Genomic DNA, 22,361 nt, shown 5'->3' with positions numbered 1-22,361 from the left:
TCTTAGAACCACAGCGAAACGCTGAAAACCAATGCTTCTGTAGGAGCGCAGCTTGCGCGCGATGCAGCCAACGCGGTGGGCCAGGAAAACCGCCATCGCGGGCAAGCCTCGCTCCTACAGAAGCGAGGGTCAGGCGGCACTCAGGGTTACCCATAGATCGGTACGGCGGGTGATGCGGATCGGCAGGGTGCGGGCCAGGCTGTCGAGGATCTGTTGCGGGTTGTCCAGGCGGAACAGGCCGCTGACCCGCAGCCCGGCGATGGCCGGATCCAGGCGCAACACCCCGCGTCGATACGGACGCAGTGCTTCCACCACTTCCGACAATGGCGTATCGCGCAGTTCCAGCAAACCATCGACCCAGGCCGTGGCACTGCCACGACCTGGGCGCACCGGGCCGAAATGGAAGGCGTCGTAGGCCACCTCATGGCCGCCGGGCAATTGCAGGCGTTCGCCACTGCGCCCGGCGATGTCCAAGGGACCGTTGAGCGCCGTGGCATGCCCCTGGCCGTCGCGTTCGCGCACCAACAGGCGGTTGCCCGTGGCCTGGATCCGCGCCTGCGCGGTGTGGATGAAAAACGGTCGGGACGGATCGCTGGCCAGGTTCAGCAGCACTTCGCCGTCCAGCAAATGCACCACTCGACGCTGGCGATCGAAGTCGATGTTCGCCGCGCTCCGGGCATTCAGGCGCAGCTCGCTGCCGTCCGGCAGGGTCAACGACTGGCGCTGGCCGGTGCCGGTGTGCAGGTCCGCGGTCAGCTCGGCCAAAGGCAGGCCGCGCTGGCTGACCAGCGCCCCCGCCCCCAGCACTGCGCCGGCGCCGAGCAAGGCCCGCTGTAGCACCTTGCGCCGACTGCTCGGGGCGTTCAGAGCCTGCTGCAACAGCTCGCCATCGACGCCCTGGGCAATCGGCACCTGGAACACCCCAAGGCGGGTTTCCAACTGGCGACACAGCTGCTCGTGCCGCGGGTCCGCGTTGCGCCAGCGCTGGTAGGCACGGCGCTCGGCCTCGCTGGCCTGCCCCGAATTCATCAGCACCCACCAGCGGGTGGCGTCGTCGATCAGCTGTTCCCGACTCGGTTCGTGGCTCATGTCATTCCAGGCTCAGGCGCAGACAACGCTGGGCGGCCCGGGTCATGTAGTCGCTGACCGAACGTTGCGAGATCCCCAGTTGCTCGGCGATCTGCGGGTAGGTCAGGCCGTTGACCTGGGACAGCAGGAAGGTCGCCTTGACCTTGGACGGCAGGCCGTCGAGCAGGCGGTCGATGGCTTCCAGCGCCTCGAGCATCTGCGCCAGGTCCTGGGGCGAGGGCTGCACGGCTTCGTCGTCATGTTGCAGGGCATCGAGGTAGGCCCGCTCCAGGTCGCGACGGCGCCACAGCTGGTACACCAGGCGTTGCGAAATGGTGGTCAGCAGGGCCCGTGGCTGGCGGATCGGCAATACTTCGGGCCTGCTCAACAGCTGGACGAAGGTGTCGGCGGCAATGTCTTCGGCGCTGGCGCCGGCATCCAGGGAGTGGTGCAGGTGGTAGCGCAGGCGGCTGCACAGCCAGTCGTAATGACTGCGGAACAGACCGCCCACATAGTCGCTGTGAGTGGTGTCGGCGCCGGACATAGTGGCTCCAATGAAGAAGGTTGCGCGGTATGTCCGGTGTTCCGGTGCGGCGATCCTAACAAGGAAGGCTTATTCTTTAATAATATTTAAATTTCATCTTTATAGAATTTTAAGGAATTAAAAAACCTGGCACCTGATGGATTTTTTCGCAAGCAAGCTCGCTCCTACAGGGCATGCACAGACCTGCAGGAGCGAGCCTGCTCGCGATAGAGTCGAAGGAATCAACGCAGCCGTGCGTAACCCAGCTCTTCAGCCTCGCGCTGATAGTCGAGCAGAATCTGGTAGTCCGTTTCAGCGGCCGGCAGTACCTCCCGCAGCCCGAGGGTTTCGGCCACGGCGGGCAGTGCCAGCAGCGCCTGGTTCATCGCCGCACGAATGCGTTCGGCCTGTTCCTCGCCAAGGCCGGCCACCCCGATATAGGGCAGGGTCGGACTGAAAGCGCTGCGGGCGATCACCCGCAGGCCAGCCACCTCCTCCTCGGCATAACGGGCCAGGTAGGCGAAGGTCACGCTGTCGATGGCGGCCAGGTCGGCCTGCCCTTCTCGCAGCCAGCGCAGGCTTTCCCGGTGGCTGCCGCTGAGGCCGACACTGGCGAAAAACCGGCCGTCACGCTGCAGCGGCGCGAGGCGCTGGCGCAGCAGGTTCATGCCGCTGTTGGAGTCTTCGCCATTGATCACCCCTCGGCTGCCCCTTAGGGCCTGCAAGGTCCGGCGCGGGTCGTTTTCACGGCCGAGCAGCAGGCTGCAATGATTGCCGGCCGTGCTGTCCGGCAGCTCGTAACGCGGCCGGCCGATGACCCGGACCTGGCCGCGCAGGGCGGTCATCAGCGGGTAACCGCAGGTCTGGGTCAGCAGCAGGCGCGGCGACAGCCACAGCTGCATCAGGTCCAGCTCCCGGGCATCGAGCCGGGTGTAGTCGAGACGCTGCAGGATCGCCGCCAGCCACTGTTCGTTGGCCTGGCGAACCGGCTCGGGGGCGACGTACATCAGCAGTTCGGCATAACAAGCAGTCATGGTTCAGGCTCTTCGGGCTCGACTACAGGGCGAAGGGATGTTCGGGGCTGTCGATCGGCTTGAGGGCATGGCGTCGCAACAGCTCGCCATAACCCTGCACCACAAAGCCGCCGCTGCGCACCTGCCATTGTTCGCGGCGCTCTCGATAGGCCCGCGGCAGGCAGTACCACGGCAGCCCGGGCAAATCATGGTGCACCAAGTGCAGGTTGAGGTGCAGGAACAGCCAGGTCCAGGGCCACGCCGCTTCGTTGAGCACCGTGCGCTGTTCCACCTGGGCGTGGGGGCGGTGCTCGTAGAAGGAACGGAGCATCGCCACCGACAGCGCCGGCACGCTCACCAGCAGCAGGTAATGCCAGACCGGCAACACAGTGTAGCGGGCAATGAAGGCCAGCATCAGCAGGGTCAGCGCGCCATGGGTCAGCCACATCAGCCAGGCCTGGCGCTGCCCCTGGCGCAGGCGCAACCCTTCTTCCCGCGCCAGCGCCAGCAGGGCCAGGGGCGCGCCGAGCAGCAGCCGCCCCAGCAGGGTCTTGTTCAACCAGTGCAGGCCCTGCTCGAACAGCGAACGGCTGTGCCATTGGCGCTGGCCCAGGTAGCGGCTTTCCGGATCGCGACCGGGCAGGGTCAGGTCTTCGTCGCGGTGATGCTGCAGGTGGCTGTCGCGGTACAGGGTATAGGGGTACCAGACGGCAAAAGGCGCATAGCCCAGCAGCTTGTTCAGCCACAACCAGCGCGTGGGGTGGCCGTGCAGCAGTTCATGCTGCACCGACAGCCACAGCACCAGGATCGGGATCAGCAACAGGGTACTGGGCCAGAGCCCCAGCAACGGGCTGGCCAGCAGCACGGCGAACCAGCTGGCGCTGGTGCCAATCAGCAACAGCCAGGTGGGCCATTCGGTGCGGGCGGTGAAGGTCTGGCGCAGGGTGTCGATTTGTTCGCGGTGCAGCGGATCAAAGTAATGGGCCATGGCGTTACTCAGGACAGGGGCTGGCCGAGGGGCGAACCTTCGGCGTCTTGCTGTTCTGTGCAACGAGAAGGGGAAAACTTGCAGATCGATGGGTTATTTACTTAGAAGCAAAAACAAGGAAGCCCGCGGGGCGGGCTTCGTGGGAGGGTCAGTCAATGACCGAAAATATTGTGCTCGGCCTTTTTCGCTCGCTTGTCCGCGCGTTTCTCGATAGCGGTACGGGCTGGTTTCTTCTTCGCGACCTTCTTCGCTTCCACGCCTTTCATGATGCACACTCCGCTCGCAGGGGATCGTTCATCAGGTATACACCTATCCCGAGCGCTCCGTACTTTTATAATCACCGCCCCGGCCCACCCTGCGAAACCCCATGCCCGACACCGAATACCTGCTGCTTGCCGACACCCTGCGACCGCTGCTGAACAAGTTCTATCGCGCCCACAATTCGCCAATGCGCGCGGCCAGCGAAGGGCAATCATGGGTGGCGAAACGGGGAGCGATCATCGCCGGGCTGAGCCTCACGCCGGTTGCCCAGGGTCACTGGCTGACCGGACTGTTCGTCGACCCCGCCCATCGCGGCCAGGGCATTGCCGCCAGGCTGGTCGAGCAGGCGCGCGGGCAGCTGCCGAGCCCCGTGTGGCTGTTCTGTCATCCGGACCTGCAAGCCCTGTACGAACGCATGGGCTTTGCCACGGCCCCCGCCCTGCCCCAGGCCCTGGCGGATCGCCTGGCCCGCTATCGAAGGAGCAAGAGCCTGATCGCCATGGGCATAGATCCTTTGGTTAGGTCGACCAGCGATAATGTGTGATCCCAGGCCCTGGAGCGCGTGCTAGCCTCGGCGGCATATCGGCCTCCATCAGGATGATCCATGAAACCGACGCTTCTGGCTGCCTCCCTCAGTGCCCTGCTGCTACCCGTATTGACCCATGCCGCCGACGCCGCGGTCCCGCCCCAGCAATACGCCAAGGTCCTGGCCGGCGACTGGCGAGCGCCGCAGAACAGTGCCCGCGACCGCTATCGCCATCCGCAGCAGACCCTGCAGTTCTTCGGCCTCAAGGCCGACCAGAAACTGATCGAGATCACTCCCGGTGGCGGATGGTACAGCGAGATCCTCGCGCCGTTGCTCAAGGACCACGGGCAGTACATCGCCGCCCTCCAGGCCCCGTCCAGCGGCGAGTATTTCCAGAAATCGGCGGACAGCCTGAAGCAGAAATTCAGCGCCGATCCCGCCCGCTACGCCAAGGCCAAGTTCGTCGAGTTCGACCCCAAGGCACCGGTGCTCGGCCAGGCCGGTTCGACGGACACCGTGCTGACCTTTCGCAACGTGCATAACTGGGTGCTGGCCGACACCGCGCCGGCGATGTTCCAGGCCTTCTTCAACGTGCTGAAACCGGGGGGCGTGCTGGGCGTGGTGGATCATCGCGCCAAGGACGGCGCATCCCTGGAAGACATCAAGCACAGCGGCTACCTGACCACCGCCTATGTGGTGAAGCTGGCGACGGATGCCGGGTTTGTGCTGGACGGGCAAAGCGAGATCAACGCCAACCCGCAAGACCCCAAGGACTACGCGCAAGGCGTCTGGACCTTGCCGCCGGCGCTCAAGCTGGGGGACGTGGACAAGGCGAAATACCTGGCGATCGGCGAGTCGGACCGGATGACGCTGCGCTTCGTCAAGCCGGCGAAGTAACCACGCGGATCGCAACCTGCGGGCAGGCCGCGATCCTCATCCTTCAATCGTCGGCGTGGGGATCGAGGTCGGGGAACATCACCTCGGTAAAACCGAACTTGCTGAAGTCGCTGATCCGCGACGGATACAGGCGGCCGATCAGGTGGTCGCATTCGTGCTGCACTACCCGCGCATGGAAACCCGAAGCCAGCCGCACGATCGGCTCGCCCTTGGGATCGACGCCTTCGTAGCGAATGTGCTGATAACGCTCGACCGCGCCACGCAGCCCCGGCACCGACAGGCAGCCTTCCCAGCCCTCTTCCAGCACCGGGCTCAAGGGGGTGATCAGCGGGTTGATCAGGATAGTCTGCGGCACGGCCTCGGCTTGCGGGTACCGCTCGCTGTGCTCGAAACCGAAGATCACCAGTTGCAGGTCGACGCCGATCTGCGGCGCGGCCAGGCCGACCCCGCCGACGCTTTCCATGGTCTGGAACATGTCGTCGATCAGTTGCCACAGCTCGGGGCTGTCGAACATCTCGGGCGGCACCGGTGGCGCGATACGCAGCAGGCGCTCGTCGCCCATTTTGAGGATTTCACGGATCATGATCAGACTTCGTCAGTGGTCGGCTTGAGCGAGTGGTCCCGGCCCAGTCCCGATAGGTGTTGTTTGGGCTCGTCGTGCTCGCCGGGAACCCTTTCTCCAGGGTTCTTGCCGTCGGACGACATGTGCTCGATCGCCGCATTCATCTCAGCCCCCAGCAACAGCACCGCCGAGGAAATATAGAAGTACAGCAGCAGGACGATGATCGCTCCGATACTGCCATACATGGCGTTGTAGTTGGCAAAGGTCTTCACGTAGAACGCGAAACCCAACGAGGCGATGATCCACACCACCACCGCCAGCACCGAGCCCGGGGTGATGAAGCGGAACTCCTGCTTCACATCGGGCATCACGTAGTAGATCAGCGCCACGGCGACCATCATCAGGATCACGATCACCGGCCAGCGCAGGATGGTCCAGACGGTGACGATGAAGTCTTCCAGGCCGACCTGCGCGGCGATCCAGCCCATCACCTGCGGCCCGAGCACCATCAAGGCCGCGGCCGCCAGGAGCATGCCGGCGATGCCGATGGTGTAGATAATCGACAGCGGAAAACGTTTCCACAACGGGCGCTTTTCCACCACGTCATACGCGGCGTTCATCGCGCTCATCATCAGCCGCACGCCAGCCGAGGCGGTATACAGGGCAATCACGATACCCACCGACAGCAGGCCGCCCTTGGACTGCTGTAACTGGTCGATCACCGGGTTGACCTGCTCCAGCGCCTGGGGCGGCAACACCAGTTCCGATTGCAGGCGCAACCAGGAGAAGAAGTCCGGCAGGTGCAGGAAACCGATCAAGGCGATCAGGAACAGAATGAAGGGGAACAACGAAAACAGCATCTGATAGGCCAGAGCCGAGGCGTAGGTCGACATTTCGTCGTCGATGAACTCAGTGACCGTGCGCACCAGCACACGATGCAGGGGCAGGCCTTTCAAATTCGGCAAAAACATAGCGTCTCCTTTCGCCGCAAGCATTCAGGGTCGGTGGCGACTCAAGGGCCGTTTTCTACAACAAAGTTTTCTACAACAAACTAGCCTAGTTTGGCGACTTTGAACCCTTTCGTCTCGTTTGGTGCCGTGACCGCCGTGAAAACGGCCATCCGCGGATGGCTGTCGTGTTGCAGTGCAAGCCGGCGGATCAGGCCTGACACCCTGCCTGATATTACCAACGGCCGCGTTGGCCAGGCCTGTCGCCTTATCCGCTGTGCTGCCCATGGTATGCCTGCGTAGGGCAATCGAGGGCTGGGGTCTTGCCCTGAGGTTGACCCGAGGCCGTCGCACGGAGTTTCAATTATTTTCAGCGGGGCATTTCATCGCCTTATTTGCCCGCCGCACGCAGGTTGCGCTTTATGTTTGGCGGCCAACCCACGAGAATGCGCAACCTATTCAGGCGCTGCGCTGAAGATCCAATCCCGTAGGAATGTTATGAAACTCGATAAAAAGCTGGCCATCGCCCGCCGGAACCAGGAACTGGGCGGTGCGGTGCTGGGCGTCAACAACTGCCACTTCGCGGAACTGAGCCGCAGCCGGAATATCTGGTGGTTCGATCTGCCGGTCAGCCGCCTGGCCATCGGTCAGTACGAATGGGTCCACCTGCTGCTGCACACCCCGAGCACCGACCAGTTGCTGCACCTGAAGGTGCCGACTGTGTTCCTGCGGGAAAAACTCGAAGGCCTGGTGGTACGCAACGCCGGCAAGCGCAAGGCGGCCCTGAGCCTGGAACTGAGCGCCGACAAGGACTCCTTCCTCAAGGACGTGCGCCCCGCCGGCACCGGCGTGAACTTCACGCAGTTCCAGCAGTAACCCGGCGGCGACATCAAGCGCCCAATAAAAAGCCCCGCATCTGCGGGGCTTTTTTGTTTGCCTGGCGTTTTACTTCTTCACGCCCAGCTTCTTCAGCTCTTCGTCGCGCAGTTCGCGACGCAGGATCTTGCCGACGTTGGTGGTCGGCAGCGCATCGCGGAACTCGACGGCCTTGGGCACCTTGTAGCCGGTGACGTTGGCGCGCATGTGCTCCATCACCTGCTCCTTGGTCAGGGTCACGCCCGGCTTGGCGACGATGAAGATCTTGATCGACTCGCCCGACTTCTCGTCCGGCACGCCGATGGCCGCGCACTGCAACACGCCCGGCAAGGCCGCCAGCACGTCTTCCAGCTCGTTCGGATAAACGTTGAAACCGGAGACCAGGATCATGTCTTTCTTGCGATCGACGATGCGGATATAGCCATTGGGCTGGATCAGCGCGATATCGCCGGTCTTCAGCCAGCCATCGCTCATCACCTCATCGGTGGCGTCCTGGCGCTGCCAGTAACCCTTCATGACCTGCGGGCCCTTGACGCAGAGCTCGCCGGTCTCGCCCAGCGGCAGTTCGACGCCGGCGTCGTCGACGATCCGGCACAGGGTCGAGGGTACCGGGATGCCGATGGTGCCGATCTGGATGTTCTGGATCGGGTTGACGGTGGCCACCGGGCTGGTTTCGGTCATGCCATAACCTTCGCAGATCGGGCAACCGGTCACGTCTTTCCAACGTTCGGCCGCCGCCAGTTGCAGCGCCATGCCGCCGGACAGGGTGACTTTCAGCGCCGAGAAATCCAGCTTGCGGAAGGCTTCGTTGTTGCACAGGGCCACGAACAGGGTGTTGAGGCCGACGAAACCGCTGAACTTCCACTTCGACAGTTCCTTGACCATCGCCGGCAGGTCGCGCGGGTTGCTGATCAGGATGTTGTGGTTGCCGATCAGCATCATCGCCATGCAATGAAAGGTGAAGGCATAGATGTGGTACAGCGGCAGTGGGGTGATCAGGATCTCGCAACCTTCATTGAGGTTGGAGCCCATCAGCGCCTTGCACTGCAGCATGTTCGACACCAGGTTGCGGTGGGTCAGCATCGCGCCCTTGGCCACGCCGGTGGTGCCGCCGGTGTATTGCAGCACGGCGACATCGCTGCTGGCCGGGCTGGCGTCCTTGACCGGCTGGCCATGGCCCTGGCTCAGCACGTCGTTGAACTTGACGGCCTTGGGCAGGTGATAGGCCGGCACCATTTTCTTCACGTACTTGATGACGCTGTTGATCAGCAGGCGCTTGAGCGGCGGCAGCAGGTCCGCCACTTCGGTGACGATCACATGCTTGACGCTGGTCTTGGGCACCACGGCTTCGGCCAGGTGCGCCATGTTGGCCAGGCAGACCAGGGCCTTGGCGCCGGAGTCGTTGAACTGGTGTTCCATTTCCCGCGCGGTGTACAGCGGGTTGGTGTTGACCACGATCAGGCCGGCGCGGATGGCGCCGAATACCGCGACCGGGTACTGCAGGACGTTGGGCAGTTGCACGGCGATTCGATCGCCGGGTTGCAAATCGGTATGCTGTTGCAGGTACGCGGCAAAAGCACCGGACAGTTCGTACAACTCACCGTAGGTGAGTGTCTTGCCGAGGTTGCTAAAGGCCGGTTTGTTGGCAAAACGTTGGCAGGACTGCTTCAACACCGCCTGAATATTCGGATACTCGTCTGGATTGATATCGGCAGCAATCCCAGCTGGGTACTTATCCTTCCAAAAGTCTTGGATCATGGAAGCCCACTCCTCAGCAACGCGAATTCGTCAGCGCACTTGATGCGATTATTATTTGTGTGTGTTTTTTATTGATGTCTATTGTTGGTGAGTCTGGCTGTCTATATAGGCCGAGAAGTCACAAAGCGCGCCGAGAGTAGCAGCTTTGCCAAAGGCCGACTAGAGCCAAAATCGGCCTAAACAGTCACTTTCGTGACTCAAGAATATTTAATGGTCATTTTTAGAGTAAAAATTCTATCCAGCCATTCAAGGCTCTGGAACGGGCTTTTGCGCCCTTCGAAAGCATCGCGAGCAAGCTTCGCTCCTACAGAAACCCTGGGTTCCGGTAAAAACGAGGCTTGCTCGCGATAGTCGCGCCCTGGCGCGGGACTGTTACATCCGGTGAAACATCAGGCGATGTCGCGCAACTCCCGACGCAGGATCTTGCCTACCGGCGTCATCGGCAACGACTCACGCAACACGATGTGTTTCGGCACCTTGTAGCCGGTGAAGTTTTCCTTGCAGTAGGCCTTCAGCTCTTCGAGGCTGACCCCCGACTCGCGGGCCACCACGAACAGCTTCACCGCCTCCCCCGAACGCTCGTCCGGCACACCGATCACCGCGCAGTTGGCGACTTTCGGGTGGGCCATCACCACGTCCTCGATTTCGTTGGGGTACACGTTGAAACCCGAGACGATGATCATGTCCTTCTTGCGATCGACAATGCGCACGAAGCCATCCGGATCGATCACCGCGATGTCGCCGGACTTGAACCAGCCCTCGGCATCCAGCACCTCGTCGGTGGCTTCCGGCTTCTGCCAGTAGCCCTTCATGATCTGCGGCCCCTTGATGCACAGCTCGCCGCGCTCGCCCAGCAGCTGCTCGACACCCTGGTCGTCGATGACCTTGAGGGTCGTGCCCGGCACCGGCAAGCCCACCGTGCCCAGGCGCGACTGGTCGCCGTAAGGGTTGGTGCAGGCCACGGGCGAGGTTTCAGTCAGGCCGTAACCTTCGGTGATACGACAGCCGGTCAACTCCGCCCAGCGCTCGGCGGTGGCCTTGACCAGCGCCGTGCCCCCGGAGTTGGTGAGCTTGAGATTGGAGAAGTCGAGGGTCTTGAACTCGGGATGATCCATCAGCGCCGTGAACAGCGTGTTCAGCCCCAGCAGCGCCGAGAAACGCCACTTCTTCAGCTCCTTGATGAAACCGCCGATGTCCCGCGGGTTGGTGATCAGCACGTTGTGGTTGCCGGTGACCATCATGCACATGCAGTTCGCGGTGAAGGCATAGATGTGGTACAGCGGCAGCGGCGCGATCATCACCTCCCGGCCCTCGCGCAGCAGCGGGTGGCCGTCCGGTCCCAGTTGCCCGAGGCAGGCACTGGCCTGCTGCATGTTGGCCACCAGGTTGCCGTGGGTCAGCATCGCGCCCTTGGCCAGCCCCGTGGTGCCGCCGGTGTATTGCAGCACGGCGACGTCGTCCAGGCGGGCGTTCAAAGGCTTGATCGGCTGGCCACGGCCCAGGTGCAATGCGCTCTTGAAGGAAACGGCCTGGGGCAAGCGATAGGCCGGCACCATCTTCTTCACCTTGTCGACCAGGGTATTGACCAGCCAGCCCTTGGCGGAGGGCATCAGGTCGCCCATCTTCGCCTCGATCAGGAACTGGATATCGGTATCGGCCAGCACTTGCTCGACCTTCTGCCCGAACAGGTTCATGTACACCAGGGCCCGCGCCCCGGAATCCTTGAACTGGTGGCGCATTTCCCGGGTGGTGTACAGCGGGTTGGTGTTGACCACGATCAGCCCCGCGCGCAAGGCGCCGAACACGGCGATCGGGTAATGCAGGACATTGGGCATCTGCACCGCGATGCGATCGCCGGGCACCAGGTCGGTGCTGCTCTGCAGATAGCCTGCGAAGGCCGCGCTGTAGCGCTCCAGCTCGGCGTAGGTCATGGTCACGCCCATGTTGCTGAAGGCCGGGCGGTCGGCGAATTTCTTGCAGGAACGTTCGAACACCTCGATCACCGACTTATAGGCACCCAGGTCGATATCGACGGGCACTCCGACCGGGCGTTTGTCATTCCAGAAATCAGGCTGCATTGTTCTTGTCCTCGTTACCTGAGTTGTCCGGGCCGCTTCTCTGACGCGACGAAAGGCGGGGCTCTGCGGACGTTAGCAGCTATGGCGAATAGGGCAAATACGGGCAATGGCGTCATTGACAGCGTGAATCTTGCCGCCATGGCGCGCGCAGATCGGACGGGGCTGCGACGATGAGCTATACAATGCAACGACCCCGTGCAAAGGAATCGCCATGATCCACCACTCTTTCTGGCTGACCGCGAGCGACCACAGCCAGCTCTACGTCAACCAGTGGCTCCCGGCGGCCCCGCTCAAGGCCGTGATCCTGCTGGCCCACGGCATGGCCGAACACAGCGGACGCTACGCCAGGCTGGCGCAGGCGCTGTGCAACGAAGGCTACGGCGTCTATGCGCTGGACCAGCGCGGTCACGGCAAGACCGCCGAGCATGGGGTACTCGGGCACTTCGCCGACGACGACGGCTGGTGCAAGGTGGTCGGCGACCTGGCCAGCCTCAACCAGCACATCGGCCAGCAGCACCCGGGAACCCCGATCGTGCTGCTGGGCCACAGCATGGGCAGCTACATCGCCCAGGCCTACTTGCTGCACCACAGCGCCAGCCTGTACGGGGCGATCCTCAGCGGCTCGAATTTCCAGCCAGTGGCGCTGTACCGCGCGGCCCGCCAGATCGCCCGCTTCGAACGCTGGCGCCAGGGCGCCCAGGGCCGCAGCGCGTTGATCGAATGGTTGTCCTTCGGCTCGTTCAACAAGGCCTTCAAGCCCAACCGCACCGCCTTCGACTGGCTCAGCCGCGATCCCGACGAAGTCGACAAATACGTCCAGGACCCGCTCTGCGGCTTTCGCTGCAGCAACCAGCTGTGGATCGACCTGCTGGGTGGCCTGCAGCAAATCAGCAAGGCCTCCAACCTGGCCCAGATCGATCCGGGCCTGCCATTGCTGGTGATGGGTGGAGAATGTGATCCGGTGAGCAATGGCATACGTCTCAAGGATCTGGCCGGCGCTCTGCGCGAGGCCGGCAGCCAGTACCTGCAGCTCAATATCTACCCGCAGGCGCGGCACGAATTGTTCAATGAAAGCAACCGCGACGAAGTGACTGCCGATGTATTGGCCTGGCTCGACCAGGCCCTGCAGCATCGTCGACCGCCGAAGACTGAATGACCCTGTTTCCAATCGATACGCCAATCAACGCTCAGCACAGGACTTGAGAGAGATGACCCAGGTTACCAACACCCCGTACGAAGCCCTCGAAGTCGGCCAGACCGCCAGCTACAGCAAGCACGTGGAAGAGCGTGACATCCAGCTGTTCGCCGCCATGTCCGGCGACCACAACCCGGTGCACCTGGACGCCGAGTTCGCCGCCGCCAGCATGTTCAAGGAGCGCATCGCCCACGGCATGTTCAGCGGTGCGCTGATCAGCGCCGCGGTGGCCTGCGAGCTGCCCGGGCCGGGCACCATCTATATCGGCCAGCAGATGAGCTTCCAGAAACCGGTGAAGATCGGCGACACCCTGACCGTGCGCCTGGAAATCCTCGAAAAACTGCCTAAGTTCCGCGTGCGTATCGCTACCCGCGTGTTCAACCAGCGCGATGAACTGGTGGTGGACGGCGAAGCCGAAATCCTTGCCCCGCGCAAACAACAGACCGTCACCCTGCCGACCTTGCCGGCCATCAATATCGGCTGAGCCACCTCGTAGCAGGCATCCCGCTTTCGCCAGGTTGCGATTGCTGCGCAATCGATCGCAGCCTGGCGGCAGCGGCTACACGATCACTGACTCCCCTCCTCCACCTGCACGCTCGCCGTCATCCCGGCGCTCAGGTTGACGCCTTCGGGCACCTTGTCGAGCCTTATGCGCACCGGAATTCGCTGCGCCAGGCGCACCCAGTTGAACGTCGGCTCCACCTCGGCCAGCAGTTGCCCGTCCGGCGTGGCGTTGCGGTCGGTGATGCCGCGGCTGATGCTTTCCACATGCCCCTGCAAGGCTTCTCCAGCGCTCATCAGCCACACCTTGACCGGGTCGCCGACCTTGATCCGCGGCAGTTTGGTTTCCTCGAAATAGGCCTGCACGTAGAAGGTCGAATCGTCGATCAGGGCCATCACCGATTGCCCGGCGTTCACATAGTTGCCTTCGGCCAGGCGCAGGTTGGTGATATGCCCGCTGCGCGGCGCGCGGACCTGGCTGCGCGCCAGGTTGAGCTCGGCGACCTTGGCGTCGGCCTGGGCCTGGCGCAGCTCGCCACGAGCGACACCGGCATTGATCTGCGCATTCTCCCGCAGCTCGGCGCTGATGGCCTGCGGCCCGAGGCTGGCCCGGCGGCTGGCTTCACGCTCTTTCAGGTTGAGCTGCTGCTGGCGGGTCTGCACCACCGCCTGGGCCTTTTCCAGCGCCGCCTCGAAGCGATCGCGGTCGATGCTCAGCAACAGGTCGCCGGCCTTCACCGCCTGGTTGTCATAGGCCTTGAGCTCACGCACCCAGCCCGAGACGTCGGGGGCGACTATCACCACGTCGGCGCGAATCCGCGCATCCCGGGTCCAGGGCGTAAGCATGTAGTACTGCCACAGATGAAAGCCGGCAAACAGCGCCGCCGCCACCAGGCACAGGGTAAAAGCGATACGTACGGAGGCACGCATGAACAACTCCTTATAAAGGTCCGAGTACGACAGTGACCAACGTCAGGACACAGACGTACAAGGCCACATCGAACAGTGCTTCATGCCAGATCCAGCGCCCCAGTGGCGTTGCGCGCAACAGCATGCGCAACGCCCCGGTCAGCACCAGCGCCAGCACCACATAAATCAGAAACGGGCTGAGCAACACTCCGCCCAGCGACCACTCACGCAGCCCCATGGTTTTCCTCCTGCTGCCGGCACCAGGTGCGCCAGCTCTTCTGCAACTGCACCACAGCGCCCTGGGCCAGCTTCAACGCATCGCTGGGCGGTTGGCTGTCCAGGGCCTCGAGCAAGGCGCTGCTGGCGTCGGCCAGCGCGTCGCCGCGACCGGCGCCCGGCCCGCGCTCCAGCACCTGCTCCAGATACTCGAAATAACGTCGCTGCGAAGCATCCGCGGGCACCTGGGCCACCGCCAGGCTCAACCGCAGATGCATCAGTTCGTCGCCGATATCCAGGCCCAGCAGGCCATCGTCCCAGCGGCTGCGCGCCTGCTCCGGCAATTCCGGGTAATGCCGCGCCAGTTGCAGCAGGCGATCGGCCATGCGCCCGCCGAACCAGCTTTCCGCGCCACGCAGGTTGCGCCGGGTCAGGCGCACCAGGTCCTGCAGGGTCGCCGCCAGCAGGCGCCGCCCGTGCCAAGCCGGGTTGCGCAGGATCAGCAGCTGGAACGCCAGCACCGCGGCGCCCACACCGAGTACCATCGCCTGGGCGCTGTTGAAGAAGTTCGCCACGTCGAACGTCATCTGGTTCTGCGGCGAAATCAGCACCACGAAGTGCAGGCAGAACGAGGTCGCCGTGGCGCCGATCTGAGGTTTGGCCATGCCCAGTGCGCCGAAAAACAACGGCACGCCCATGGCCATCGCCAGCAGGGCAAAACTGCTCCACTGCGGCAGCAGGATCTGCCCGACCACGAAGGCCACCGGAATCGCCAGGAAGATGCCACGCATGAAGCTCATACCGATCTGCGCACCGTTCTCCCGACTGGCGAACAGGCCGCACACCACACAGGTCAGCAGCATCGCCCCCGAGGCCGCCGGCCAGGCCGTGGCCAGCCAGAAGCAGGCCACAGTGAGGAAGGCCAGGGCGCTGCGCGCGCCAAACAGCAGCGCCAGCGACAGATCGCGATGGGGGCTTAGGGTCGCCGGCTGCTCCACCGGCGCCTTACCCTCCTCCACCGCCTGCATCGCCGCTCCAGCAGCCAGGGCGGTATCCAGCAACAGGGTGAAGCGGGCCAGGCAATAGCTTTGCGCCGAGCTGATGGCCGAGTCATGGGAAGCGTCCAGCAACTGCGGCCGCAACGCCTGCAAGGTCGGCTTGTCCATCGCCGCCAGGGCCTGCTGCACCTGCTCCATCCACGGCGCCAGTTGATCCGCCTCGGCCTGGTCCAATTGCTTCCATTGCCGGCGCACCGAACGGGAGATCCGCAGCAGCATCAGCAGCTTCTGGCTCAAGGCGCTGATCGCCCGCGCCCGCTGCCGACCGAGCGGACCTTCGAACCAGGCATGTTCGCGCTGGGAGTCCACGGCGACGATGCGCCCGAGGATTTCCAGCAGCCCCTTGCGCGCCAGGGCATCGCCGGCCAGGGTCGCCCGCGCCGCCTGCATCCCGCTTTGCCAGGCGCTGCGCGCCTGGGCGGTCAACTGCCGCTCGACCCGCATCGGCCAGAGCAAGGCACTGCTGGCGGTGGCGCAGATAATGCCCAGGGAAATTTCCGTACAGCGCGCCACGGCCTGGTCGAATATCGACAACGGATGGGAAATCGCCGGCAAGGCAATGATCGCCACGGTGTAGCCGGCCAGCACGAACGAGTAGGACCAGGCGCTGCGCAGCAGGGTCGAACTGGCGGTGCACAAGCCCAGCCACAGCGCCAGGGCCAGCAGGAACAGCCAGGGGGTCTGGGCGAACAGCCCCATGAACAGCACCGACATGCAGGTGCCCACCAACGTCCCCACCAACCGTGCCATGCCCTTTTGCAGGACCATCCCGGACAGCGGCTGGGCGACGATGATCGCCGTCATCAGGGCCCAGGACGGCTGCTGCAAACCCCAGCGCATGGCCAGCCACAACGCCAGCCCGGCGCCGAGCACGGTCTTGATCGCGAACTGCACGGCCGCCAGATTGGGGGCGAACAGCGCCTGCAAAGTGATACGCACGGAAAGAACCCCGGGAAGGACAAAACAACGATAGATGCACTGGAGCGAGAAATGACGCCCGTCAATTATTAGCTAGCTAACTATCAGTCGTCCAGCACTAATTTCCAGGCACAAAAAAACGCCAGACAAGCTGGCATTTTCGATAGCTTCGCGCCGTTACGAGCCGGCGCGTGCCTAGTTGCGCAGGGCTTTGACCTGATCCTGGTTGCGCTGTACGCCATGCTCCTCATGCTGGCCCTGAAATCCAATTTTTATCTGATATTTCAAAAACCTATCTTTTAATCCGGTTTCTGTATCCGTGTTATTTGCAGGATCTGTCATTTGGCCTGCATGCAGAATGCCTGTATTTTCCAAGGTGTTCGTCACCTCAACAGACAGCCGCCATGAATCCCGAAAAACTTGAACTGCTGGTCACCCGCGAAATGCCCTACGGCAAGTACAAGGGCCGCATCCTCGCCGACCTGCCCGGCCCCTACCTGAACTGGTTCGCCCGCGAAGGTTTCCCCCACGGCGAGCTGGGTGGCCTGCTGGCCCTGATGCAGGAAATCGATCACAACGGCCTCTCCGACCTGTTGGACCCGTTGCGCGCCAAACACGGCAAACCCAAACCCCGTCATTAAGAAGCCCGCCATGCCAAGCAATGCCCAAATTGCCCGCGACGAAGATTATTGGCTGGCCATTGCCCGGCGCTATGACGTCGAACCCGGGCCGATCAACCTGGAGAACGGCTACTTCGGGCGCATGAGCCGCGCCGTGGTCGAGGAATACCAGCGGCAGATCGACTTCGTGAACCGCAGCAACTCGGTGCATGTGCGCCAGCATTTCGAACAGATCGGCAATTTGCAGATTCGACAGCAATTGGCCGAACTGCTCGGCGTCGACCGCCAGGCTGTCGCCCTCACCCGCAGTGCTTCGGAGGCGCTGCAATCGCTGATCCGCAACTACAACCGCCTCCAGCCAGGCGATCAGGTGCTGCTCAGCGACCTGGAATACGACAGCGTCAAGGGCGCCATGCACTGGCTGGCGCGCCATCGCGGGGTCGAGGTCATCGAGATCGAGCACGCCCACCCGGCGAGTTTCGACAGCCTGCTGGCCAGCTATCGCGAGGCCTTCGAGCGTTATCCGCGACTGAAGCTGATGGCCCTGACGCACGTCACCCACCGCACCGGGCTGGTGCTGCCGGTCCAGGCCATTGCCCTGGAGGCCCGCGAACGGGGAATCGACGTCATCCTCGACGGCGCCCATGCCCTGGCCCAGGTCGATTTCCAGCTCAGTGAGCTCGGCGTGGCGTTCGCCGGCTACAACCTGCAGAAATGGATTGGCGCACCACTGAGCCTGGGTTTTGTCTACATCGACCCGCAACGCCTGGCCGATATCGATCCGGACATGGGCGAGCAACGTTATGCCCTCGACGATATCCGCTCACGGGCGCCTTATGGCACGCCGAACATTCCGGCCTGGCTGACCTTGCCCCGGGTGTTCGAGGAGCACCGCAGCATGGGCGGCTCGGCCCTCAAGGGCGCGCGCCTGAATTACCTGCGCGACCTGTGGGTGAGCCAAGTGCGCGAGCTGCCCGGCATCGAAGTCATGACCCCGGACGACCCGCGGCTGTATTGCGGCATCACCTCGTTTCGCTTCACCCGCCAGCCGGACCAGCAGACGATGGCCGAGCGGCTGCTCAAGGAATACAACCTGTTCACCGTGGCGCGCAGCGGTTCGCGTTGCGGGCCCTGTATCCGGGTGACACCGGGCTTTACCACGCCAGCCTCGGATATCCATCTGCTGGTCCAGGCGCTGGTGCAGTTGGGTTGAGATCTTTCGTACGTCCTCATGTAGGAGCGCAGCTTGCGCGCGATGACGGTGGAACAGGCAACGCGATTGAATGGCCGCTACGCGGATCGCGAGCAAGCTTCGCTCCTCCAGAAGACCCGGCAATAGCCGGCCAGCTTTTCTCCAGGCAAAAAAAAACGGTGCACCGACCAAGCGCACCGTAAAGCCGTAGAACACACCAACGAATCTTTGAAAAAAGCAGGAAACCTGTCAGTCCAGCAGCGCCAGGGCCTCGGCCGTGCACTCCTGGATCCGCGCCCAGTCGCCGTTCTTGATCCACTCGGGATCGAGCATCCAGCTACCGCCGACGCACATCACGTTCTTCAACGCCATGTAGCTCTTGATATTGGCCGGGCCGACACCGCCGGTCGGGCAGAATTTCACTTCGCCGAACGGGCCGCCCAGGGCCTTGATCGCGGCCACGCCGCCGCTGACTTCCGCCGGGAACAGCTTGAAGCGGCGATAGCCCAGGCTGTAACCCTCCATGATCCCGGAGGCATTGCTGATCCCCGGCAACAGCGGGATCGGGCTGGCGACGCTGGCTTCCAGCAGGTCGCGGGTAATGCCTGGGGTGACGATGAACTGCGAACCGGCGGCTTCGGCGGCGGCCAGCATCTGCCGATCGAGCACGGTACCGGCACCGGTCACCAGCTCCGGACGCTGCTCGCGCAGGATCTGGATCGCCTTGAGACCGAACTGCGAGCGCAGGGTCACTTCCAGCGCGGTCAGGCCACCGGCGGCCAGGGCGTCGGCCAGGGGCAGCACGTCCTGTTCGCGGGCGATGGTGATCACCGGCAGAATCCGCGCCTTGGCGCAGAGGCTGTCGATCAGGGCAACTTTATCCGCCATGGAAACGGTCGGTTGTGGGTTTGTCATAGCGGCTGATCCTTGGCTCATGGGCACCAGTAAATCTCTAACGGAGGTTGCAGGAAGGCACGAATCGGCATCGCGGCGACATCGTCACCGGCCAGTGCGGCACTCAGGGTGGTCAACTTGGATTGACCGGAAATCGACAGCACGCTGTACGTGGCCGAAGCCAGCAAGGCACGACTCATGCTCAGGCGCTGATGGGGCACGCTCGGCGCCAGCATCGGCCAGCAGCGACGCTGACCGTCGGCCTGCAGGGCTTCGGCCAGGTTCGGGCTGTTGGGGAACAGGGAGGCGGTATGACCGTCGTCGCCCATGCCCAGCACCAGCACGTCGATGGCCGACAACTCGGCCAGCAGACGATCGGCTTGCTCCGCCGCCTGTTCGAGGTTCGCCGCGGCGTTGTACAGGCTGAGGAACTTCGCCTGGGCCGCCGCGCCCTGCAGCAGGTAGCGCTTGAGCAGGCCGGCGTTGCTGTCGGCGTGCTCCACCGGTACCCAGCGCTCGTCCGCCAGGGTGACCAGGACCTTGGACCAGTCCAGGTGCTGCTTGGCCAGGTGCTGGAAAAACGCCACCGGGCTACGCCCGCCGGACACCACCAGGGTGGCTTCGCCGCGAACCTGGATCGCCTGGCTCAGTTGCCCGGCCACCTTCAGCGCCAGGCCTTCGGCCAGCAGGATCGGGCTACGGAACTCGTGGGCGTGCACGCCCGCGGGCAGTTTCAATTTAGATATCGCCATACCATGACCTCCCGTCCCGCGTGATCAATGCGATGGAGCTCATCGGCCCCCACGACCCGGCCGCATACGGCTTGGGCGCATCACCGGACTTCTTCCACCCGGCGATCAGCTGGTCACACCATTTCCACGCGGCTTCGATTTCATCTTTGCGGACAAACAAGTTCTGATTGCCACGCATCACTTCCAGCAACAACCGCTCGTAGGCATCGGGAATCCGCGCGCTGCGATAGGTATCGGAAAAATTCAGCTGCAACGGGCCGCTGCGCAGTTGCATGCCCTTGTCCAGGCCTTGTTCCTTGGTCATCACCCGCAGGGAGATACCTTCGTCCGGCTGCAGGCGGATGATCAGCTTGTTGCTGATCTGCAGGCGCTGCTCGGGGGCGAAGATGTAGTGCGACGGCTCCTTGAAGTGGATGACGATCTGCGACAGCTTCTGCGGCATGCGCTTGCCGGTACGCAGGTAGAACGGCACCCCGGCCCAACGCCAGTTGCGGATGTCGGCCCGCAGGGCGACGAAGGTCTCGGTGTCGCTCTGGGTGTTGGAGTTCTCTTCTTCCAGGTACCCCGGCACGGCCTTGCCTTCGCTGTGCCCGGCAATGTACTGGCCGCGCACCACCTGGGTGGTCAGGCCTTCCGGGCTGATCGGCGCCAGGGCCTTGAGCACCTTGACCTTCTCGTCACGGATGCTGTCGGCCGAGAGGTCGGCGGGCGGGTCCATGGCGATCAGGCAGAGCAGTTGCAGCAGGTGGTTCTGGATCATGTCCCGCAGTTGGCCGGCCTTGTCGAAGTAGCCCCAGCGGCCTTCGATCCCGACCTTCTCGGCCACGGTGATTTCCACGTGGGAGATGTAGTTCTGGTTCCACTGGGTCTCGAACAGGCTGTTGGCGAAACGCAGGGCGATCAGGTTCTGCACCGTCTCCTTGCCCAGGTAGTGGTCGATGCGATAGATGCGGTTCTCCGGGAAGAACTGCGCCACCGCGTCGTTGACCTTGCGCGACGATTCCAGGTCCGAACCGATGGGCTTCTCCAGCACCACACGGGTGTTTTCGGCCAGCCCAGCCTTCGACAGGTTCTCGCAGATCGCCCCGTACACCGCCGCCGGCGTGGCGAAATAGGCGATCAGGCGTTGCTCGCGCCCGGCCAGCTCGGCCAGGGCCAGGTAATCCTCGGCCTTGAGGAAATCCACGTGCAGGTAGGTCAGGCGCGCCAGGAAGCGCTCCAGCACCGCGGGGTCAATCTCCTTGGCACCGACATACTTGCGCAATTCGGCTTCAATGAAAGACAGGTGCTGCTGTTCGCTGCCCGGCTCGCGGGCCAGGGCCAGAATGCGCGTGTCGTCATGCAGCAGGCCGGCGCCATCGAGTTGATAGAGGGCAGGAAACAATTTGCGAAGCGCCAGATCGCCCAGCGCGCCGAACAAGGCAAAAGTGCAGGGTTCTACCGTTATCGAAGGCATGATGTTTGTTCTTTTATCAAGTTAAGCTACAAATACCTTTTTTCAAGGCATCACTCAAGGAAAAATGTAGTAATAACCACAACATTTTAGCAAAATACAGATTCGAAGTGGTGGTCCGTCGGAGCCATCAGTAGGATAGGCCACCGCCAAAGACCGGTTAAGACCGGCTTCCTTTGCATTGCCGAACCAGGAAAACCCTAATGGACCGCGTGCGAAATCTTCTGGAACAGATCCAGAGTCGCCTTGAAGAATTGAACAAGGCGGAACGTAAAGTCGCCGAAGTCATCCTGCTCAACCCACAGCAGGCGACCCGCTTCAGTATTGCCGCCCTCGCCCAGGCCGCTTCGGTCAGCGAGCCGACGGTCAACCGTTTCTGCCGCTCGTTCGGCGTCAGCGGCTACCCCGAACTCAAGCTGCAACTGGCCCAGAGCCTGGCCAGCGGCGCGGCCTACGTCAGCCGCGCGGTGGAAGCCGACGACAACCCCGAAGCCTATACCCAGAAGATCTTCGGCAGCGCCATCGCCTCTCTGGACAGCGCCTGCCAGGCCCTGGACCCGAACCTGATCAGCCGTGCCGTCGACCTGTTGATCCAGGCCCGGCAGATCCACTTCTTCGGCCTCGGCGCCTCGGCCCCGGTGGCCCTCGATGCCCAGCACAAGTTCTTCCGCTTCAACCTGGCGGTGACCGCCCACGCCGATGTGCTGATGCAGCGGATGATCGCCTCGGTGGCCCACACCGGCGAACTGTTCGTGATCATCTCCTACACCGGGCGCACCCGCGAGCTGGTGGAAGTGGCGCGCATCGCCCGGGAAAACGGCGCCTCGGTACTCGGCCTGACCGCCGCCGGCTCGCCGCTGGCCAAGGCCAGCACCCTGAGCCTGAACATCCCGCTGCCGGAAGACACCGACATCTACATGCCGATGACTTCTCGGATCATCCAGCTCACCGTGCTCGACGTCCTCGCCACCGGCATGACCCTGCGCCGCGGCGTGGACTTCCAGCCGCACCTGCGCAAGATCAAGGAAAGCCTCAACGCCAGCCGCTATCCGGTGGGCGACGAGTACAACTGAGTTTCGCGAAACCCGGCGCCAGCCCCTCCGGCCTTATCGCGGGCAATCGAGCGTCGACCGGCCGCTCCTACAGCTCAATGCGT

At 63.2% G+C, this 22,361-nt stretch carries 23 protein-coding genes; 8 read left to right on the top strand and 15 right to left on the bottom strand.

The window, feature by feature from the left end:
- Positions 1-129 precede the first annotated feature (129 nt).
- From J4D52_RS26665 to J4D52_RS26650, 4 genes are all read right to left on the bottom strand, one after another.
- On the bottom strand, positions 130-1,089 hold the full coding sequence (locus tag J4D52_RS26665; RefSeq protein ID WP_102677553.1) for a FecR domain-containing protein: 960 nt from the start codon (positions 1,087-1,089) through the stop codon (positions 130-132).
- A gap of 1 nt (position 1,090) precedes the next feature.
- Positions 1,091-1,612 (bottom strand): sigma-70 family RNA polymerase sigma factor, encoded by a 522-nt coding sequence (locus J4D52_RS26660; protein ID WP_063432733.1) that lies wholly within the window; start codon positions 1,610-1,612, stop codon positions 1,091-1,093.
- A 221-nt stretch (positions 1,613-1,833) separates the two neighbouring features.
- Positions 1,834-2,625, bottom strand: a complete 792-nt coding sequence (locus J4D52_RS26655; protein WP_063432748.1) for a phosphate/phosphite/phosphonate ABC transporter substrate-binding protein — start codon at positions 2,623-2,625, stop codon at positions 1,834-1,836.
- A 22-nt stretch (positions 2,626-2,647) separates the two neighbouring features.
- Positions 2,648-3,592 carry a fatty acid desaturase gene (locus J4D52_RS26650; RefSeq protein WP_102677552.1) on the bottom strand — a complete coding sequence of 315 codons (945 nt, stop codon included), beginning with the start codon at positions 3,590-3,592 and terminating at the stop codon, positions 2,648-2,650.
- A 367-nt stretch (positions 3,593-3,959) separates the two neighbouring features.
- On the opposite strand from J4D52_RS26650, the gene J4D52_RS26645 reads away from it, so the two are divergent.
- Both J4D52_RS26645 and J4D52_RS26640 read left to right on the top strand, forming a co-directional pair.
- A complete protein-coding gene (locus tag J4D52_RS26645; protein ID WP_102677551.1) occupies positions 3,960-4,397 on the top strand; it encodes a GNAT family N-acetyltransferase in 438 nt (145 codons plus the stop codon).
- 60 nt (positions 4,398-4,457) lie between these two features.
- A complete protein-coding gene (locus J4D52_RS26640; RefSeq protein WP_102677550.1) occupies positions 4,458-5,276 on the top strand; it encodes a class I SAM-dependent methyltransferase in 819 nt (272 codons plus the stop codon).
- 43 nt (positions 5,277-5,319) lie between these two features.
- Here J4D52_RS26640 and def read toward each other — a convergent pair whose 3' ends face one another.
- Complete coding sequence (def, locus tag J4D52_RS26635) at positions 5,320-5,859, bottom strand: peptide deformylase (RefSeq protein WP_025805831.1); 540 nt, start codon at positions 5,857-5,859, stop codon at positions 5,320-5,322.
- A 2-nt stretch (positions 5,860-5,861) separates the two neighbouring features.
- Positions 5,862-6,809, bottom strand: a complete 948-nt coding sequence (locus tag J4D52_RS26630; protein ID WP_063432751.1) for a YihY/virulence factor BrkB family protein — start codon at positions 6,807-6,809, stop codon at positions 5,862-5,864.
- A 474-nt stretch (positions 6,810-7,283) separates the two neighbouring features.
- On the opposite strand from J4D52_RS26630, the gene J4D52_RS26625 reads away from it, so the two are divergent.
- On the top strand, positions 7,284-7,661 hold the full coding sequence (locus tag J4D52_RS26625) for a hypothetical protein (RefSeq protein ID WP_102677549.1): 378 nt from the start codon (positions 7,284-7,286) through the stop codon (positions 7,659-7,661).
- 69 nt (positions 7,662-7,730) lie between these two features.
- On the opposite strand, the gene fadD1 is transcribed toward J4D52_RS26625, so the two are convergent.
- Positions 7,731-9,419, bottom strand: coding sequence for a long-chain-fatty-acid--CoA ligase FadD1 (gene fadD1 / locus J4D52_RS26620; protein ID WP_053280566.1), 1,689 nt, complete (start codon positions 9,417-9,419; stop codon positions 7,731-7,733).
- Between the two features lie 389 nt (positions 9,420-9,808).
- Complete coding sequence (fadD2, locus tag J4D52_RS26615) at positions 9,809-11,497, bottom strand: long-chain-fatty-acid--CoA ligase FadD2 (protein WP_102677548.1); 1,689 nt, start codon at positions 11,495-11,497, stop codon at positions 9,809-9,811.
- A 211-nt stretch (positions 11,498-11,708) separates the two neighbouring features.
- On the opposite strand from fadD2, the gene J4D52_RS26610 reads away from it, so the two are divergent.
- Positions 11,709-12,653: an alpha/beta hydrolase gene (locus tag J4D52_RS26610; protein ID WP_025805835.1), complete on the top strand. Its 945-nt coding sequence runs from the start codon at positions 11,709-11,711 to the stop codon at positions 12,651-12,653.
- A gap of 52 nt (positions 12,654-12,705) precedes the next feature.
- Positions 12,706-13,176 carry a MaoC family dehydratase gene (locus J4D52_RS26605; protein ID WP_007925083.1) on the top strand — a complete coding sequence of 157 codons (471 nt, stop codon included), beginning with the start codon at positions 12,706-12,708 and terminating at the stop codon, positions 13,174-13,176.
- 83 nt (positions 13,177-13,259) lie between these two features.
- Here the strand turns inward: J4D52_RS26605 and J4D52_RS26600 are convergent, their stop codons facing one another.
- The 4 genes from J4D52_RS26600 to J4D52_RS26585 all read right to left on the bottom strand — a co-directional run bounded on the left by J4D52_RS26600 (position 13,260) and on the right by J4D52_RS26585 (position 16,669).
- Complete coding sequence (locus J4D52_RS26600) at positions 13,260-14,123, bottom strand: HlyD family secretion protein (protein WP_053280568.1); 864 nt, start codon at positions 14,121-14,123, stop codon at positions 13,260-13,262.
- 10 nt (positions 14,124-14,133) lie between these two features.
- Complete coding sequence (locus J4D52_RS26595; RefSeq protein WP_023966774.1) at positions 14,134-14,340, bottom strand: DUF1656 domain-containing protein; 207 nt, start codon at positions 14,338-14,340, stop codon at positions 14,134-14,136.
- Positions 14,327-16,315 carry an FUSC family protein gene (locus tag J4D52_RS26590; RefSeq protein WP_102677547.1) on the bottom strand — a complete coding sequence of 663 codons (1,989 nt, stop codon included), beginning with the start codon at positions 16,313-16,315 and terminating at the stop codon, positions 14,327-14,329. The genes J4D52_RS26595 and J4D52_RS26590 overlap by 14 nt, the downstream gene beginning before the upstream one ends.
- Before the next feature lie 174 nt (positions 16,316-16,489).
- On the bottom strand, positions 16,490-16,669 hold the full coding sequence (locus tag J4D52_RS26585) for a hypothetical protein (RefSeq protein WP_124303342.1): 180 nt from the start codon (positions 16,667-16,669) through the stop codon (positions 16,490-16,492).
- 29 nt (positions 16,670-16,698) lie between these two features.
- Here J4D52_RS26585 and J4D52_RS26580 point away from each other — a divergent pair, with 29 nt between their 5' ends.
- Both J4D52_RS26580 and J4D52_RS26575 read left to right on the top strand, forming a co-directional pair.
- Positions 16,699-16,935 carry a DUF3820 family protein gene (locus tag J4D52_RS26580; RefSeq protein ID WP_007925076.1) on the top strand — a complete coding sequence of 79 codons (237 nt, stop codon included), beginning with the start codon at positions 16,699-16,701 and terminating at the stop codon, positions 16,933-16,935.
- A gap of 10 nt (positions 16,936-16,945) precedes the next feature.
- A complete protein-coding gene (locus tag J4D52_RS26575; RefSeq protein ID WP_102677546.1) occupies positions 16,946-18,127 on the top strand; it encodes an aminotransferase class V-fold PLP-dependent enzyme in 1,182 nt (393 codons plus the stop codon).
- Positions 18,128-18,355: 228 nt separating this feature from the next.
- Here J4D52_RS26575 and J4D52_RS26570 read toward each other — a convergent pair whose 3' ends face one another.
- From J4D52_RS26570 to zwf, 3 genes are read right to left on the bottom strand one after another with little or no spacing between them, the layout of a single operon-like run.
- Complete coding sequence (locus J4D52_RS26570) at positions 18,356-19,021, bottom strand: bifunctional 4-hydroxy-2-oxoglutarate aldolase/2-dehydro-3-deoxy-phosphogluconate aldolase (protein WP_023966782.1); 666 nt, start codon at positions 19,019-19,021, stop codon at positions 18,356-18,358.
- A gap of 17 nt (positions 19,022-19,038) precedes the next feature.
- Complete coding sequence (pgl, locus tag J4D52_RS26565) at positions 19,039-19,752, bottom strand: 6-phosphogluconolactonase (RefSeq protein WP_025805839.1); 714 nt, start codon at positions 19,750-19,752, stop codon at positions 19,039-19,041.
- Positions 19,739-21,208, bottom strand: a complete 1,470-nt coding sequence (zwf, locus tag J4D52_RS26560) for a glucose-6-phosphate dehydrogenase (protein ID WP_025805840.1) — start codon at positions 21,206-21,208, stop codon at positions 19,739-19,741. Before zwf ends, pgl begins: the two co-directional genes overlap by 14 nt.
- 209 nt (positions 21,209-21,417) lie before the next feature.
- Between zwf and J4D52_RS26555 the strand changes: the two genes are divergently transcribed.
- The gene (locus J4D52_RS26555) at positions 21,418-22,278 is read left to right on the top strand and encodes a MurR/RpiR family transcriptional regulator (protein ID WP_173678560.1); all 861 of its coding nucleotides are present in this window, start codon (positions 21,418-21,420) and stop codon (positions 22,276-22,278) included.
- The last annotated feature ends 83 nt before the right edge of the window (positions 22,279-22,361 follow it).

Origin of the sequence: Pseudomonas sp. GW460-12-10-14-TSB1 (assembly GCF_017349775.1) — a bacterium.
Classification (GTDB): Bacteria; Pseudomonadota; Gammaproteobacteria; order Pseudomonadales; family Pseudomonadaceae; genus Aquipseudomonas; species Aquipseudomonas piscium.
Note: the sequence above shows the minus strand (reverse complement) of the source record. Positions and strands in the feature narration are given on the sequence as shown.